We start from the raw sequence: 15,863 nt of genomic DNA on the forward strand, positions 1-15,863 counted from the left end.
CACCAGCCGATCACGCTACGGGCATCAGGTCTCGCGTTGTTACGACCGGCACTCCTGTTGTTATCTCCGTCGATGCTACGTTGCAGGATGTTGGGCTTTTTCATGAATCTCTACCGGTAACCTATCGCTGTGAATATATTGACGGCAGGCTTCGCAGTGCAACTTGGACCAAGGGGCTGCTAGGATCTGAGTAGGCGAGAGGGAATCGCCCGAGCACAACAGCACAGACAATTACTTATGAGTAACTGAAAGTCCATAAACCCCATCTTTTCAGGGCTGATTTATATCTGCAGGGGTTGCTGTCCAGCGGGATCAGCCCGTCATCGAGGAAGCGCGTCAGGCGTTCCCACTGACTGGTTGGGGGTCCAGTCGGCTTTGCCGGTCTTGTCCTTAGGCTGAACTTTTTGGGCCTCGACGAACTTGCGTCGGGCATACACCCAACAGCCGGGTCGAGACGAGCATACCAATCACACTAATCTATGTGTCACTCGGACTCCACAGGCTCCACCCCTCCCCCGGCAACACCCCACCCACGTCGATGCTATACCCGCTGTCATCGATCCGGTGCAGCACCCGCTGGCGACCCCGTCGGTCATGGTCAGCTCAGAGTGGCGGGCTGAGTTAATACGGTCTACTACTTAATGCTGGCTTGTGTAATGAATCGCTACATTAAGAAATGGTGCTGCGCTACCAGCATCACTCCCACAGGCCATTACGCAGACTACGACTGGAGCTTCAAATCATGGGCTATTACGACATCAAGCTGTCTGGCAGCAGCCGGTACCACTTCACCCTCAAAGCCGGGAACCATGAAACCATCCTCAGCAGTGAGATTTACGAATCCAAGCAAGGTGCATTGAGTGGCATTCTGTCTTGCCAGACAAATAGCCCGCTCGACGAACGCTATGATCGTCAAACCGCGCGCGACGGCAGCCCCTACTTCAACCTGAAGGCTGGCAACGGCCAGGTCATCGGCACCAGCGAGATGTATTCGTCTACCGCCGCTCGCGATAACGGTATTGAATCAGTCAAGACCAACGGGCCATCGACTGACGTGCGCGATAATACCTGACTGCATGCGCCATTATTGATCGGTGACGAAAAGCCCCGACCTAGGGCCGGGGCAATGACGCAGGTTACTCGGCGATAGATCGCATACTGAAGGCGTCACCGGGATTCTAAACACACTCCGCCCCACCGTATGTAGGAAATCCCCGACACGCCGTGTAAGAGATTGGCTATACAGCGTGCGCAGTTCGCATTTAGCCCAGCCACAAAAAGAGCCATGCCCAGCATCCCTGCCAGGGCATGGCTCATCATCTTCGCCAGCGTAATCAGTGCCCTATCCTTGGGGCCGACCATCCGTGGCGGGCCTCATGGCCCCTAGAAGCTGGCAGGCTTTTAATATAGTCGGTGTCCTCTTCCTGCGATATTTGAGTCCGGTGATGAAGTGTTAGCCAGCGGTACAGCGCCGTCGCGCATATGCGACGCTCTGGCGGCGATGCCTGATCCGGGTCCAGCCTAGAACCCCATCAACACCGAATACACGGCAGCAGCGGCATGTTGCGCACGCGCACCTCGTCGCCACCTTCGTCCTGGATCGTGAGGGGGTGGTCATGATCGCCAACCGGCGCGACCTCTATCGGGTGGTCATGCTCGCCGCCAGCCGCAACGCTGATAGGGTGACCGTGAACCCCGGCATATTCCGTGTAATACCGATACGCGCCGGCATCCTCCCCCTCGTTACGAGGGCCGCCGTCGTATGAGGCGGCGGTAGATCCATGCCCGACCTCATGATGACCGCCTTCCAGGTGCCTATGGTTGCCCGCTTGCCCAGCGCTCGCGCCGTGACCGTGCCGACCCGCGGTAGCGCTCGAGGCGGGGTGATCATGCCCACCGCCCCCACCTACCGCCCCATCGTGATCGTGCCGCTTGTTCTGGTCGGCCTGGTACTCGGCAATCCCGCGCCCCTCGCCCAGCCAGCGCGGAGTCATGTCGAGATAGTTCGGCAGGTTGAACGTGGTCACGCCGTCACCCACGCCGAACGGGGCGAAGACGAGATCCACCCCCACGGCCGTCGCCGTCGCGGCGATGGAGATCGTCACGCTGTTGGCGTCGACGATGGATTCCACCACCGCGCCCAGGGGAATGCCCGGCCCGCTAAGCGGCGAATCCTCGTCGATGTCCTCGGTCGTGGGTATCCCGCTGATCGTCGCCGAGCCCGCGACCGTATCGCCCGAGGTCAGGATCGCCAGCGCAGCAAACAGCTCGAAGTCGGCGCTACGCGATTTCTCGACGCCATTGGCCACATACCAGCCCTGCGGCGCCCGCTTGAACGGAAAACCCATCACCGCGCCCGCCGGCATCACCATGCGCAGCAGCTTATCCAGGATGTAGCTCTGCTCGTCGTCGGCGACACGCAGCACCGCGCCCGCATTGCCCGCCTTGGGCGGCAGGCCGGTCTCGGTGATTTCCTGCGCCTGGTCACGGTACAACAAGGCCTCGCCGGCCGAGGTCGCGGCGGCCTGCCTGTCCTCGGCGACCTGGTCGAGATCCTGGTTGAGCGTCGTCATCGTCTGCCGCAGCTCGCCGCCGAACTGCACTAGCGCCGCGTTACGACCGCCGTCTTTGGTGATCGCCTCATCGGTATCGCCCAGCTCAAAATCGTACTGAGAAAAATTGGGAACGGTGGGTACGTGAGCCACGGTCAGACCTCCACAAATGTGATCTGGTTACGCCAGTTGTTGAAATGATTGTGCGTATGGGAATAGTGATTCTCGCGTCGCGCGAGAAAGGCGTACTCGGCTTCGTCGATGCCGCCGGTTTCGGGCAGCACGCTGAGATACACGTCGCGGCGCTTGCCGCTCTTCAGGAAAGCGCTGGTGAATTTGGCGCGGTCATAGGCATCCAGCCAATCGAGGTTCACCGACAGTCGCCGCGCGAGCCCCTCGCCGATCGTGCGCAGGGAACCGCCCTCCGTCCGCCGGTGCTCGCCGAAATCCTGCCACTCGAGTTGCAGGCCATAGGACACGTTGAACCGAGGCGACACGACCAGGCCGCTGATAATCCGCCCGATGTCGAAATAGCCATCGGGATTCTGGGGGTCAATGATCGTCAGCCGGTAGCCAGTCGCCAGGCGGCTGTTCATCCAGAACGCCGCCTGCTGGACGGGGATGCTATCCGTGCTCGTCGCGCCCCACGGATCCACGCCGAAACGGAAGTCACCGAGCGGAATCAGCCCCGAGATATTCACGTTGCCCGTGTCGTAAATCACCTCGGTGCCGTCGAGGACTTCCAGGCGCACCCGCGACGCCGACGACAGGTTATGCCGGTAAAGCACAACGCCATCCAGATAGGATGGCGTTGGCAGCGTGGCGGTTATCGTCTGTGGCGACACGTCTGTCGATCGCCACGACCGGGCGCGCTCGGAGCGCTGGGTGTTCCCGATGGGCAGGGCCTGGGAACTGGCGTTGAGCAGGGTGGTATCGTGCAGGTTGTTAATGATCAACCGCATGTTGGGCATACAGGCGTCCCCTGTTATGGCCTCGAGGTGTCAGGCGTAAATGGTCAGGGCGAAGCGGAACAGGTCGTCGAGCTCGGTATCGCCGATGCCCAGCACCGGCGCCAGCTCGAGCACGGTCGGCGACATGCGCCGGAAGAACTGCGCGCTCTCCCACGCCATCACCGTAAGCGGATCGGTCGCCGGGTCGGCCATCAGGGTTTCGATGTCCGGCATGTAGCCCGCCTGCAGCAGCGCGGCGCGGGCCTGGAAGGCCGACACCTTGGTGGACTCACGCCAGTCATTCAGCACCTCGGCGGGATCGGGGGTCGGCACCGGCGCGATCTCGTTGCCGGCATCCAGCCATGCCTGGATTAAGGCGGCGTGCCAGGTGCGGCAGGGCCACGGCATAGTGAAAGATTTGTTGTCCGCGACGACTATTAGATTCACCTGACTTTCATCTTGATATTGTATGGTTTGGATATTCATATGGATCCTTAAAGGCGGGCATCTGCGATGAAATCAAACGATATAACCCCGGCGCTGTTGTCAGGGATTCCCGGCAATTTGGCTATGAATCCGAACCCATTCTCATATGCTGCGACACGTGAGTTAACCTCAGTGGCGGCAACTACTGAGGTGGAGGCGTATTGATTTCCTTCCATATTAGAAAGCGTCATAGTGGGCGGTGTTCGCATACTGACAACAAAATCAAACATTGGTGACGCGAAATAAGCACTACCGTATACGGTGGCACCGATGTTCTGGCGACGCCCAAACCCGTAGTATCGGCTCACCAACGCCAGCTCATCTGCGTAACTCCGCCAACCGGCCTCAGTGGCGATCTCGCCTTCCTCGAGTTTGACGTGGGCGATGTCGAAGACACCGGACTGCGGCCCCAGCCCATCGGTCTGCGCATTCGCATCGCTGCCCCCGGATAACCAAAACTTAATGTCCAGGAAATCATCGTTACTTGAACCCAGGGTTTTCCCGGCGACACCGGGAATCTGCACCGTGACGACATAGCGCTGCCAAGCCGTACCCAACGTAACCCGCGTCGAGCCGATGCCGTTCACGATCGCACTGGGCGTCCCGCCCGAACCGAAAACCTGTTCGAACTCGATGGCAACATCGGAGATCCTGTCGCACCGGGCCCAGAAACTCAGCGTCGCGGTCTGCCCGGCCAGGGTCGCCACGCCCTCGACGTGTTGGGTAAGTTGGGCGCGAGTGAGCGCAGTTCCCTCGGATGCCACCTCGCTGCGACAGAAATAGCGCGGGTTGCCCGGCACGTCGGTTTGCCCCAGCGCGAACGCCTGGCGGCTGATGGTTTGCGTAGCGTCGATCCAGTGGGAGTACCACATGGTCGCCGAGCCATAGCCCAAGGTGCTGTGACTGTTGCCCTCGAACCAGAAATCGAAGTTGCCGTCGATGATCAGGTTGGGATTGGCAGGCCCTTCGCGGTACTCAAGCCCCGACTCATCGACCTTCTGCCGAAGGATCAGCCCGCCGTTACCCGCCGCGCTCGGCAGACTCAGGCCCGCCGCGAATCCCTCGGCCCTCTCGGCTTCATCGAACGCCCGGTCGGCCTGCGTCGTTGCCGTTGTCGCGGCCTGTCCAGCTGCCGTACGGTCCTCGCCGGTGGCAATCCGATCGGCGGCGGTAGCGGTGGCATCCTCGCTGGTGGCAAGGCGATCGGCGGCAGTCGCCTGGGCATCGGCCGTCGTTGCCGTGCGGTCCTGACCGGTGGCCACCCGGTCGGCGGCAGTAGCGGTCGCGTCCTCACCGGTAGCCAGGCGATCGGCGGCGGTCGCCTGGGCATCCAGTGCGGTCGCGGTGCGATCCTGACCGGTAGCCACCCGGTCGGCGGCAGTGGCGGTCGCATCTTCGCCGGTGGCAATCCGATCGGCGGCGGTCGCCTGGGCAGCGGCGGTGGTCGCCGTGCGATCCTCGCCGGTAGCCACCCGATCGGCGGCGGTAGCGGTCGCGTCCTCACCGGTAGCGAGGCGATCGGCGGCAGTGGCCTGGGCGTCCAGGCTGGCCGCCTCGGCGGCATCGACGGCCTGTTGCACGTAGGGGCCGGCCAGTTCGACGACTTTGTCCTGGAACGTGCCCTGCCAGTAGAGCAGTGGGCGCAACGCGCCCCCGCGCACCGGAATGAAAATGGTCGCCGGACCATGCACGAACTGATCGACGATACCGGTGTTCTCGACCAGTTGTTGTGTCGACTCGGCAATTTCCTGCGGGATTGTCGGCATCTCAAGCCTCTGCAAATAGGGCGGGAAGGGTTTCGTTGACGGCAATGTCGAGCGCATCGACGGCGGCACCGAGATCGCCGGGCGGCCACGGCACGGGGAACCACACCCGCAGCGTCGTCGTGCCGCGAGTCGGCGAACGGTTGACGCCGATGACCCGGCCGATCATGCGCTCGACGGCGGCATGCTCGACCTCGATGGCCTGCCCGGTGCGGATCGTGGAGAGGAAGACATCGATCTCCCACACATCGGCGCGCACGGGGCGCAGGGTGATCAGGCGATCGCGCTCGAGCACCGCATCCGCCTCGCGCTGAATGCAGCTATCGCGCGTCGCGTCCTCGGCCTGGGGGTGCGCGTCGACGCCCTGGCTCGTCGTCGATTCGGACCATTCGCGTTTGAGCCGCGACGCCGCCGTGGCGTCGTTGTCCTCGATCACCCCGGCAACGCTATCCAACGGCGCATGGTTGCGCCCCCAGCGCAGTGTCAGCGAGCGCCAGGGCTGCTCCGTCTCGGCCAGGGAAATCTGACCCCACTCGATGTCATCGATCGACACCACAACCTCGGCAGCGCCGGGAATGGTGTGCTGACGCACCACCAGCTCGCCCAGCGCATTCAGATACCAGTAGGCACCCAGCCCCCGGCAAAGCTCGTCGAGAATCTGCCGGCCGGTGACGGTCGCGTTGTAGTAGAGCCCCACGCGGTACGCCGGCAGGCTGAGCTCGCCGATTGCGATCCCGTACTGGTCGGCGACCCACTGAGCGATCAGCGCCGGGGTGTTGTGCTGCTCCTCGATGTCGACGGTCAGGCTCGCCTGAGTCGCGTTGGCCAGCGTGAAGCGGCCGTTTGCCAGGTTATCCGTGTGCGGTACCGGATTGCCCGAGTCCTTGGGCGTCAGCGCGGTCACCGGCAGGTAGGAGGCGGTGTACTCGAGCGCGGTCGTCGACGAGCGATACGCCGGCGCGTTGTAGACCGAACCCAGCGCCAGCGGTACCGCGCCGGCACCGTTCGGCAGCGAGCCGGTGTCGATGGGCTCGTCGAGCTGGGCCGACTGATCGGTCACCCCGAACGCCAGCACCCCGCGCCGCGATTCGATGACGCCGGCATTGGTGCCGCGCGCATGTAACCGGAAATCAGCCAGCGGCCAATCGGGGCCCCCAAGGTAGAGTCGAACCGCATGGCCGTTCCACGCTCGCGACACCCAGCGCCACAGCGAACCGTCATCGACCAGCGAGATCTCGCCGAAGCGGATCAGCCCGTCGATGCGCGTCTCGATGTCGATCGCCTCGGCGAGCAGGTCGTCGTACACCTGGTGCGCCGGCACATCAGTCGGCCCCGAAACATACGGATGCGAGGCCACATGCTCGGTCCCGCCCGCATAGTCGAGCTCGCAAAGCACAATCCGGGGCGCGGTCAGGTCCGCCAGCCAGGCCTGATACTCGGCATCGGTCATACGGTCGCCATCGATGTTTTGGTGTTGCGGTTGATCTTCTGCGCCTCGCGGATCTGCTCGCTGCGCTGCCCGGCGGCACGCTCGGCATCGCGGCCCCGCTCGCTGCGTAGCTGGGCCACCTCGCCGCGCAACTGGCGGGACTCATCGCGCAACGCGCGCAGCTCGGCGAGCAGCTCGGCGTTGTCCCGATTGCCCGGCGCACTCTCGCGATACAGCTGGGCGATCGGCGCCGGCAGCACCGTCTCGCCGGCGTGCAGTTCGGCCCGGTAGCCATCGAACGGCACCGAGGCCAGCCCGGCGGCATGCGAGCCGTGCGGCGCCAGCAGGCCCTGCGCGAACTCGACGATGTCATCGAAGATGCTCGCGTACTGCGCCGAGCCCTGGCCGTAGTAGACGGTCGCTTCCTCCAGGTAGGCCTGCGCCGCGCTCGCCAGCTGATTGATGGCGTCCGCATCGCCCGCCTCGGCCAGCACCTGCAGCTGCGCGTACTGGGCCTGCGATTCCTGCAATCGCTCCGACGGGTCGAGGGTCGACTGGTTGGACAGCAACAGGTCATCGAGGAAGTTGCTCAACTGCTCGTACTGCGCCTGCTGGCCTTCCATGGCGTTCAGGTACTGATCCATCGCCGGCACCAGCGCCAGCAGCGCCGCGTACTGCTCGCGGCCCGCCTCGGTCATCAGGTTCTGCATCTCGACCAGGTCGCGGAACGCATCGGTCGTCGTCGGCAGGTCCATGCCCATCGCGTCGAACTGCTCGGCGAGATCCGCCTCGAGGTTGGCCAGCCGCTCGGCATCGCTGAACATCGCCTGGTAATACTGCGACTGCAAACCCGCGAGGCTCTGCACCCCGCCGACCAGCGCCTGCAGGTCGCCGGCGGCGGCCAGCGCGCCGGCGGATGTCTCGTCGAAGCGCAAATGCAGGCGCTCGACACTGTCGCCCAGCAACTGCACCGCCTGCGCCGAGACCAGCAACCGTTGCGCCACGGCCTCGATGTCGCCCCCGCCGCGCAGCGCCCGGCGAAACTCGCGGTTCATGTCGGCGGCGACGGCGCGGGCTATCTCGGCACCGACGTCCTCGATCTGCAGCCCGGTGGCCAGCGCCTGGACCTGCGCCTCGATACCGCCACCCATCGACTCGATGGCACTCTCGAACGCGGAATTGCTCTGATCGATGATGACGTTAAGGCGAGCGCGCATGACATCGCGCATGCTGTCGCCCTTGTAGTAATACCCGTCCAGCGTCGACTTGATGCGCGCCACCTGGTCGTCATCCATCACCGCGGCGAGGGTGTTGTCGATCTGCTCCAGCGAGTCGAGGAACGCGATCATGTCCTTGGGCTCGACGACTTCCTTGCTCAGAAAGCCGTAGGAGCCAAACGCCGTGGTGCGCCCCCGCCCGAGATCGCCATTGGCGTAGTTGCCGGAGGAATACCACGGCGTGCCGTCGCCCACGCTGGTGTCGTAGCCGTAATTGGCGCCCGTCTTATGCGGGTTGTCGGCATCCTGCAGGAAGCGGAAGCCGTATTCCCGGCCGCTGCCGAAGGCGGTGTCGACCAGGCCGCCGATGAACGAACCAATGCCCGCGCCAATCGGCCCGCCGAAATAGGTGCCGATCACGGTGCCGGCAGTGCGCCCCCAGCTTGAGTTGGCTTGCTTGTCGAAGAGCGATTCGCCGACGGCGTTACCCGCATAGCTGCCGACGAAGCCGGCGCCCGCAGAGGCCAGTCCGTTCATGCCGGTGAAATTCGAGGTCGAGCCGCCCCACAGGCCACCCGACTGCACGCCACCCGTGGCGATGCTGTCGTACAGACTGCCGGTGGCCACGTTGCTGTAGAGACCGCCGGCATTGCTCGCGCCGGTCCAGGCGATGTTGCCGAAGCCCTTGGTTACGCCGTTGTAGAGTTGCCGGCCGGTGCTGAGCATCGAGCCGAAGCCGCCCCCGCCACCACCGACCAGACCACCGCCCTGGCCGCCGATGCCAAGCACACCCTGCATCTGCCCCGTCAACTGCACGACGATGGGCTTGAGCGTGGCCTGGTAGGCCAGCTCGGCGAGCAGCCGCTTGAAGCCGTCCATCAGCTGAGCGGCGAAATCGTCGAACGAATCGAACACCCCGGCGAACGCATCGGCGAACGTCTCGTCGATACGATCGGCGGCCTCGGTCCAGGCGCGCGCCATTTCCTGCGCCAGCGGATCCGACTCGAGCGCCAGGTCGCGCATCTGCTCATGCACATTGGCGACCATGCGCTGATACTGCTCGCCGTCGATGTCACCGGCGCGATAGGCGGCGTTGATCGCGGCTAGCGACTGCTCGAGCTGCTCGGCCTTGAGGTGCTGAGCATCGAATTTGTCGATTAGCGACTCGAGGCGCTTCTCGTACTCCTCGGCGCCGGTGGCAGCGTCGACATACTGTTGGGCGCTCCAGCGCACCGCCTCGCCGTATTCACGCTCGGCGATGGTGCCTTCGATCAGTGCCTGATTGAGCACGCCCACACGCTCGGTATATTCGGCATGCTCGGCGCGCAACGGGTCGATCTCGCGGCGCAGCTGCTCGAGGGCCTGGGCTTGCTTTTTCGCGGCCTTTTCGGCCTCCTCTGCGGCCGAGCCAAGGTTGCTCAGGGTGGGCACCGTGCGCTCACCCTGCGCTTTCAATTCCTGCAGGCGTGACTCGACCAGACCGATCGCCGCCTCGACATTGACAAACTCCTGGCGCGAATCGCTCGTTGCCTCGCTGATCTCGCGGAACTGCTCTACCTGGCCGCTAACATCGACACCCAGAAAACCGCCGCCATTGATCGGTTCGTCGCGCCCAACATCGAGATACGCCTCACCGGTTACCTCGGCCTGGGCCTTGAGCTCGGCCAGCTTGCCGATCAGGGTCGTCAGTTGCAGCTCGGCCGCCGCCTGATTCATGTTGTCGAGGCGGCCGGTCAGCGTGGCCACCGCCTCGCTCGACGCTTCGAGAGCGGGCGTGGTCAGGCCCAGCTCTTCGCGGAAGGTATAAATCGCGCCCGCCGCCAGAATGGCCACACCAGCGGGGCCACCCAGCAAAGTCATGGCGCCAGACAGTGCGCGCCCAGCCGCCGCCGTGGCGGCAATGCGGCCCTGGGTGACGACCAGCGCCTGATTGAGGCGGCCAGAGGCACCGACAGCTATCGCCATGCCCTGAGCGATCTGCGTGCCAGCAGCAAAACCGGTTTTGCCAACACTCAGCAGGCCAGGGCCGAGGCGGCGCGCCAAGTAGACGGTGGCCAGTGCTCCTGCCACCGACATGACGCCTTGCAGGACTTCTTCGGCGCCGCCGGCTTCCTGAATGAAATCGGTCACCTGCTGAGTCGTCAATGCCAAGCCGGGGCCGAGATCGGCGAGCAGTTGATTGCTCACCCCCTCGACTGCCGCGCCCAGCTGCAACATCGAGCGCTCGGCATCGACCGCAGCCTGAATATCGACCTCATCCATGGCCACGCCGAGCGAGCGCGCCTCAGCGGTGTATTCGCGCAGTAGCCGGGCGTTGTCTTCGAGCAGCGGCATCAGCCGGCTGGCATCGTCGGCAATCGACTCCAGGAAGAAAACCCGCTGGTTGGCGTCGCCGATCTGAGATAACGCCTCGCCGATCTTCAGCAACTGCTGATCGGGCGAGAGGCGACGCATCTCGCGAACGTTCAGGTTAAGCGTCTCGAACAGATCCGCTGCCTCGCCACCGCCGGTCGTTACGAAGTCGCCGAGCTTGTCCGACACATCCTTGAAGATGTCGCCGATCTTATCGCCCTGAATGCCCACCTGCTGGCCAGCATAAGTCCAGGCCTGCAGCTGCGACGTGCTCATTTGCAGGGAGTTGGCCAGCGCGTTGGTCTGCGCGATCATCTGCGCTTGGCCGCGCAGGTTGCCTATGGCGAACGCGCCAGCCAGTGCAGCGCCTACGCCAACGGCGGTATTGCGCAGAAACTCCAGTTCGCGGCCAGTATCGTTCGTCCTTTTGGCGAACTGCTGTGCCTTGTTGCCAGCACGATCAAAGCCTTTATTGAGCTGCGCCAGTTCGCTCTCCGTGGCCTTGATTGCTTTGATGCCACCGCTGGCATCGCCAGTGATAATAAAGCCGGTCTTATACTGGCGAGCCATGGCATACCTCAAATAACGGACGTAAAAAAACCCGCCGAGGCGGGCTTTCGTAGGTTGTTACAAACAAATACTAGAAGGTTGCGGCCTGGATTTTAGTGAATGTCTTACTATCCACGGTACACAGTGCCTTGCGACCATCCTTGAACCTAACCGCGAAGATCACATCTTTCTTTCTTCCTCCTGCCAGCAAGCCTGCGAGCAAGCCAACCGGCCCAAGGACGATAGCTCCAGCAGCTCCCCAGCCAACGGTGCCACCAATTCTCTTGACGTTCTCTTCACTGGCTATATCGATGTCGTCTATATCCTTTCTGGCGCTATAAGTGACCGTCTTCCAGATCCTATCTGGCTCCAAAAAGGAGAAGCTGCCAAAGGAGAAGGTTGCCCCCTGTTTGGCGAAATCGCCGGCATGAATTTTTATATTCGCCATTGTTGTTACTCTGGTTGCGTACCCAGAAAGACTTTACCGTTTGCTCCATGAGAGGACCACTCTTCCAGCGCGCTTCATCTTTCAGAAGGTCGCTTACATGTCGGCCATGAAAAACCCCGCCGGGGCGGGGTTAGGCTCTACTCTGTACTTTGCTGGTCAGGAGGCGCGGGCTAGGTGCTCGTGAGAGCGGCTATCACAGATCGACTCTGCTTCAGAACGTTTTTGACATCCTTAGCCGTGAAAGTCCCGCCCCACTCATAGTCGGCCAGGTGGCGTTGGTCCTTGATCTGCTGCAGCCGGCTCCCTTGCGTTCGCCAAGCTGGCTGTCGCTTCAACGCGTTGGCAACGCGCTCATGCGAAGCCCCAGATCCATTGAATCCACGCTCTTCGCAGAAATCACGGGCAACAAGAAAGGCCGCATAGTAAGCGCGGTTGATGGCGCTACGCATCACCGGCTGGGTAAGCTCAGGATCCTGTGTGCAATCGATGCAATCGATGAGACGAGCTACGGACAGCAAACGCTCTGGCATTAACCCGCCCCCTCTTGAACTGGGGTCTCCCGCGGCATGTCCCTGACGAGATAACTGACCACGCTTGCCAGATTATCTTTGACAGCCGAGGGATCGCTTTGGCGTTCCATCAAATCGTCATCCAGACGATCCAGTGCCTCATCATCCAGATCGGAGAATACTTGGAAGACTATAGACCTCTGCCCGTCTTCATGCCGGAGCGCATCAAACCCAAGGCTGATTCGGTTATGAGCCTGCCCAGAGTAATGCTTACGCAAGACAAGGTGAAAGCCAGCGACATAGTCGCGGTACTCTTCCATGGAAACCCCAGCCTCATCGAGAATTCCAACCATTTCCTCGATGCGATAGTCTTGGGCCATCTCTCCCTTCGCGGCTCGTAGCTTCTGATCAATCTCATGGCACAGGCCTAGATCGCCGGAAAACCACGCTCCTTGCATCAAGCGTTCCAGATCCACTGCATTGGATATGTGCATAGGCAAGGCCTTCCTGACCACTGTCAGCGAGAGAGTCGGGTTGAAACAGAGCATCGCAAGCGAAGCTATAGGCGGAAATACCCAAGGGTCGGTAGGCTCGGCGACGATATGCTCTACCGCATCATAGGCACGGTTAAAGTCTCTCGTGATTTCTCCGACTAGCACTTCTTTCACCAGGAACGCCAAGCGATTGCCGCCTTTCGGATTAGCCATGCGCTCGAGGCGCCGTACATCGAAAGGCGATATGCTAGGACGACGCCTCTCCAACTCCTCAGACAAGTTCATGGCTTCCTGAAGAGCGTCGGTTACAGTTTTTGCCTGCGGCATGGCAGCCTCCAAGCCGCTCAAATATGGGTGAGCCAGTCTAACGGATTCGAGACCGTGCTTCTACTGGCTAGCTAGTCAGGCATCAAGTGGTGTCAGCCTGACAGTCGTGCAACCTTCCGAACTCTTCTGCGTAGCTGAGAGATTCACGGCACTGCGCGAACTCCTCTCGCGTCAGCCCCATCTGCTCAATCATCAAGTACAATATCTTTCGATGAAAGGGAGCGTTGTGGCATGAGACGATCACATGCCGCTTACGCCCCTTTAGGCAGGGATGCACCCACTTTTCATGAGCGCCCTTACCTGGCTGGCCGTGAAAGCCAAGGCGGTTAAGGATCTTCTTCAACTCAGGACAATCAATTGGTTTTTCCCTACGGCGCCCCACCAGAACTCCTTGCGTCAACAGGCGAAATTGAAGTCCCTGGGCTCGTAGTAAGGCTTGGGCTGCATTTTATGGCGGAACTGCCGATAGGCTTTGATGACCCAGGCAAGCCCAGGCACTGCTGCGGCATGGTAGCGAAGGCGAATCGAGAGCGGTGCGCGGCGGTTCATCATGTAGTTGAACTCATCCCGGTCACCCTGCACGTATGCTTGGCGGGCATCGCACAGATAGTCATCGATCATCGCATGCAAGCTATCGCGAACTTCCTCGGGGCTGTCACCTTGGACGCCCAAGCACAGATCGATGCAGTAGGCGAGATAGAGGTCGCCATCTTGCTCGAGCAGGCACCGCAGCACTAGCTGATTTGGTTTTTTCGAGGACATGATCTTACTCCTTCCAGTTACCCTTTTATCGGCGCAGGCATGAAAAACTGTAATAGCTAATGCAATACATGCAACAGATTGGGTACACGAAGGGTAAACAAAGCTTACTGGTAGCGCCACTGAACTTTTAGACAGTTTTCTTCTAATCCGTTCATATCATTTCAGCTATCGCGCATTCAACCCTTCCAACGCCCCAGTCTCCATGTGCTGCACCTGCTCGAGCACCGCGCTGGTGTCGTCGACACCCTTCATTCGCATGATCGATTCCAGCGCCGTGTAATCGAGCCCCTGATACTGCACGCCGCCCATGCCGGCGATCACGCGCCACTGCGTGCGGCAGGCGAGAAACACGTTCAGCGCTTGCCAGTGCTCGGGCCACACTTCGCAGGCGCTGTCTTGCTTGGCGGGCTGTTCCGACTGATCGAGCCCGAGGCGCTTGGCATCGTCATCGGTCTGATCCTCGACTCGACCGGCGCCCGCCCACCACCGGCCGATGTCGCTCAGTTTTTTGCGGCGGCCTTGGCTCGGCCGTTCTGCGCTTCAAACCAGCTCGCCATCAGCGGCCGACGCACATACCCCATCTGCATGAGCTGGTCGCGCAGATCGGAGCTATACGGCAACGGCTCACCCTTCTCATCGGCGATGCCATCCAGGTGTTGCAGATCTTCGCCTACCAGTTGCTCGTCGGTGATCTCGCCTTCCTGCATCTGCCGTACCCGGTCTTGAAACGCATCCCAATCATGCAGCGTCCAGCGAGCCTGGATGGTGCTGGGCTTCTTCTCGCCTGGCACATGGATGGAAACGTCGACGGTGACATCGGCAATAGCCTTGAGAACGAATGACATAAGAAGTCCTTCAGAATCGATAGAGAAACAAAAGGCCGCCATCAGGCGGCCCGAGTGATTACTTGAACGTCAGTGTGAAATCGTCGTCGTCACTGTCGTTGGGCAGGAATCGCAGATCGATACCGTAATGCATCAGGCCCTGGTTATCGGTTGGCGAAATCGTGGCAAGCTGCACGTTCTGCCCCTTGAGCTCGATGATATTGCCGGCGGTCTGCCCATGAGTCAGGGTTACCGGCACCAAGGTCTGGCCGGCGTGGGATTCCACCGCCGCGAAATAGTCCTTGGTGGCGAGGTCAGGCGCTTCGATGTTGGTGGAGCCTGTCACACGGCGGTCGGTGATATGCACCGATTCGCAGTTGACCAGGTTGCGGTACTCCACGGTATTTCCGACATCCAGCGACAGCGAGCTCATGCAGGCGTTATGCGTATCGATCGCGGCAATGGTGTTCTGCTTGTTGATCGGCACTTCCTTTGCCTGGACGCCACGTGTTGCCACGCTGGCGTCGCCTTCGATTTCAGGGCGTTTGTACAGGCCGGTGAAGTTGAACTCCAGGTAGGGCAACGCAGCCGCATCGGCGGAGAGCGTAAAGGTGCCGCGCGCGCCGCTGATATGCTGCATCTGGCCATCCTCGATCCACCAGATTTCCAGCGATTCATAGTTATCGCTCACCGGCTGATAGGTCACGGACTCTTCGCCAGGCGTAGTAATGTCGATTGTCTCGCTCATGCCACAGGCGCGCAGCAGTGGGCTATACGATGGGACATCCCCCGCGGCACCGGAACCCGCGAACGGCACACGAATGGTGCGCGTCACGTTCGGGCCGGTATTGACCTGCTCGAACCCGCCCAGGCCGTTGCGCATGCGCTCGCGTTCAACGGTGTTGCCGGCATACGGCGCGCCGCCATCCAGCATCACGACCTCGAGGATGGTGGCGCCAGTCATATCGGCACTCGGCACACCATAGGCTGTTTCCAGCTTGACCACCGCCAGGCGCTTACGCCATTTGATCGCCATTGTCGCTCTCCTTTACGGGTTTGGATTTAGCCGGCTTAGCGGCGGTGGCGTCGGCAGTTGCCTTGGCCGAGGGCTTGATTTCCGGCGCGGGCTGGGTGTGTTCGACACGCACGCGCTTGCTGCCGCGTATTTCGTAGCGGCCACCTGAATTGGGCATGGGGTTCT

The 15,863-nt window shown here is 61.7% G+C and carries 15 protein-coding genes; 1 reads left to right on the plus strand and 14 read right to left on the minus strand.

The genetic code is table 11. The annotated features are described in order from the left end of the window. Positions 1-742 precede the first annotated feature (742 nt). On the plus strand, positions 743-1,072 hold the full coding sequence (locus tag BLR92_RS12510) for a YegP family protein (protein ID WP_245704201.1): 330 nt from the start codon (positions 743-745) through the stop codon (positions 1,070-1,072). Positions 1,073-1,532: 460 nt separating this feature from the next. On the opposite strand, the gene BLR92_RS12520 is transcribed toward BLR92_RS12510, so the two are convergent. The 14 genes from BLR92_RS12520 to BLR92_RS19750 all read right to left on the minus strand — a co-directional run bounded on the left by BLR92_RS12520 (position 1,533) and on the right by BLR92_RS19750 (position 15,855). Continuing rightward, on the minus strand, positions 1,533-2,705 hold the full coding sequence (locus BLR92_RS12520) for a phage tail protein (RefSeq protein ID WP_089729057.1): 1,173 nt from the start codon (positions 2,703-2,705) through the stop codon (positions 1,533-1,535). A gap of 2 nt (positions 2,706-2,707) precedes the next feature. After that, positions 2,708-3,523: a hypothetical protein gene (locus tag BLR92_RS12525; RefSeq protein WP_089729059.1), complete on the minus strand. Its 816-nt coding sequence runs from the start codon at positions 3,521-3,523 to the stop codon at positions 2,708-2,710. Positions 3,524-3,553: 30 nt separating this feature from the next. Further along, a complete protein-coding gene (locus BLR92_RS12530; protein WP_089729060.1) occupies positions 3,554-3,988 on the minus strand; it encodes a hypothetical protein in 435 nt (144 codons plus the stop codon). An 8-nt stretch (positions 3,989-3,996) separates the two neighbouring features. Further along, on the minus strand, positions 3,997-5,754 hold the full coding sequence (locus tag BLR92_RS12535; protein ID WP_089729062.1) for a hypothetical protein: 1,758 nt from the start codon (positions 5,752-5,754) through the stop codon (positions 3,997-3,999). A 1-nt stretch (position 5,755) separates the two neighbouring features. Further along, on the minus strand, positions 5,756-7,108 hold the full coding sequence (locus BLR92_RS12540) for a hypothetical protein (RefSeq protein ID WP_139171598.1): 1,353 nt from the start codon (positions 7,106-7,108) through the stop codon (positions 5,756-5,758). An 89-nt stretch (positions 7,109-7,197) separates the two neighbouring features. Next, positions 7,198-11,319, minus strand: a complete 4,122-nt coding sequence (locus BLR92_RS12545) for a coiled-coil domain-containing protein (RefSeq protein WP_089729066.1) — start codon at positions 11,317-11,319, stop codon at positions 7,198-7,200. Between the two features lie 70 nt (positions 11,320-11,389). Next, entirely contained in the window at positions 11,390-11,746 is a 357-nt protein-coding gene (locus tag BLR92_RS12550) for a hypothetical protein (RefSeq protein ID WP_089729068.1), read from the minus strand. A 529-nt stretch (positions 11,747-12,275) separates the two neighbouring features. Further along, entirely contained in the window at positions 12,276-13,076 is an 801-nt protein-coding gene (locus BLR92_RS12560; RefSeq protein WP_089729072.1) for a hypothetical protein, read from the minus strand. A gap of 82 nt (positions 13,077-13,158) precedes the next feature. Continuing rightward, complete coding sequence (locus tag BLR92_RS20175) at positions 13,159-13,458, minus strand: type II toxin-antitoxin system HicA family toxin (RefSeq protein ID WP_353961330.1); 300 nt, start codon at positions 13,456-13,458, stop codon at positions 13,159-13,161. Positions 13,459-13,472: 14 nt separating this feature from the next. Further along, complete coding sequence (locus tag BLR92_RS12570) at positions 13,473-13,838, minus strand: hypothetical protein (RefSeq protein WP_089729074.1); 366 nt, start codon at positions 13,836-13,838, stop codon at positions 13,473-13,475. 165 nt (positions 13,839-14,003) lie between these two features. After that, a complete protein-coding gene (locus BLR92_RS19745; protein ID WP_089729076.1) occupies positions 14,004-14,342 on the minus strand; it encodes a DUF1799 domain-containing protein in 339 nt (112 codons plus the stop codon). Beyond that, positions 14,339-14,683, minus strand: a complete 345-nt coding sequence (locus BLR92_RS12580) for a hypothetical protein (protein ID WP_089729078.1) — start codon at positions 14,681-14,683, stop codon at positions 14,339-14,341. Before BLR92_RS12580 ends, BLR92_RS19745 begins: the two co-directional genes overlap by 4 nt. Positions 14,684-14,741: 58 nt before the next feature. Beyond that, entirely contained in the window at positions 14,742-15,698 is a 957-nt protein-coding gene (locus BLR92_RS12585) for a phage tail tube protein (protein ID WP_089729080.1), read from the minus strand. Next, the gene (locus BLR92_RS19750) at positions 15,679-15,855 is read right to left on the minus strand and encodes a hypothetical protein (protein WP_175488808.1); all 177 of its coding nucleotides are present in this window, start codon (positions 15,853-15,855) and stop codon (positions 15,679-15,681) included. Before BLR92_RS19750 ends, BLR92_RS12585 begins: the two co-directional genes overlap by 20 nt. Positions 15,856-15,863 lie beyond the last annotated feature (8 nt).

This window comes from Modicisalibacter muralis (assembly GCF_900102945.1).
GTDB classification, from domain to species: domain Bacteria; phylum Pseudomonadota; class Gammaproteobacteria; order Pseudomonadales; family Halomonadaceae; genus Modicisalibacter; species Modicisalibacter muralis.

Coding starts and splice junctions, on each gene's coding strand:
- BLR92_RS12535 (WP_089729062.1), bottom strand. CDS start 5,754: ATGCCGACAATCCCGCAGGAAATTGCCGAGTCGACACAACAACTGGTC.
- BLR92_RS12525 (WP_089729059.1), bottom strand. CDS start 3,523: ATGCCCAACATGCGGTTGATCATTAACAACCTGCACGATACCACCCTG.
- BLR92_RS12580 (WP_089729078.1), bottom strand. CDS start 14,683: ATGTCATTCGTTCTCAAGGCTATTGCCGATGTCACCGTCGACGTTTCC.
- BLR92_RS12570 (WP_089729074.1), bottom strand. CDS start 13,838: ATGTCCTCGAAAAAACCAAATCAGCTAGTGCTGCGGTGCCTGCTCGAG.
- BLR92_RS12585 (WP_089729080.1), bottom strand. CDS start 15,698: ATGGCGATCAAATGGCGTAAGCGCCTGGCGGTGGTCAAGCTGGAAACA.
- BLR92_RS12560 (WP_089729072.1), bottom strand. CDS start 13,076: ATGCCGCAGGCAAAAACTGTAACCGACGCTCTTCAGGAAGCCATGAAC.
- BLR92_RS12550 (WP_089729068.1), bottom strand. CDS start 11,746: ATGGCGAATATAAAAATTCATGCCGGCGATTTCGCCAAACAGGGGGCA.
- BLR92_RS12545 (WP_089729066.1), bottom strand. CDS start 11,319: ATGGCTCGCCAGTATAAGACCGGCTTTATTATCACTGGCGATGCCAGC.
- BLR92_RS19750 (WP_175488808.1), bottom strand. CDS start 15,855: ATGCCCAATTCAGGTGGCCGCTACGAAATACGCGGCAGCAAGCGCGTG.
- BLR92_RS12530 (WP_089729060.1), bottom strand. CDS start 3,988: ATGAATATCCAAACCATACAATATCAAGATGAAAGTCAGGTGAATCTA.
- BLR92_RS12510 (WP_245704201.1), top strand. CDS start 743: ATGGGCTATTACGACATCAAGCTGTCTGGCAGCAGCCGGTACCACTTC.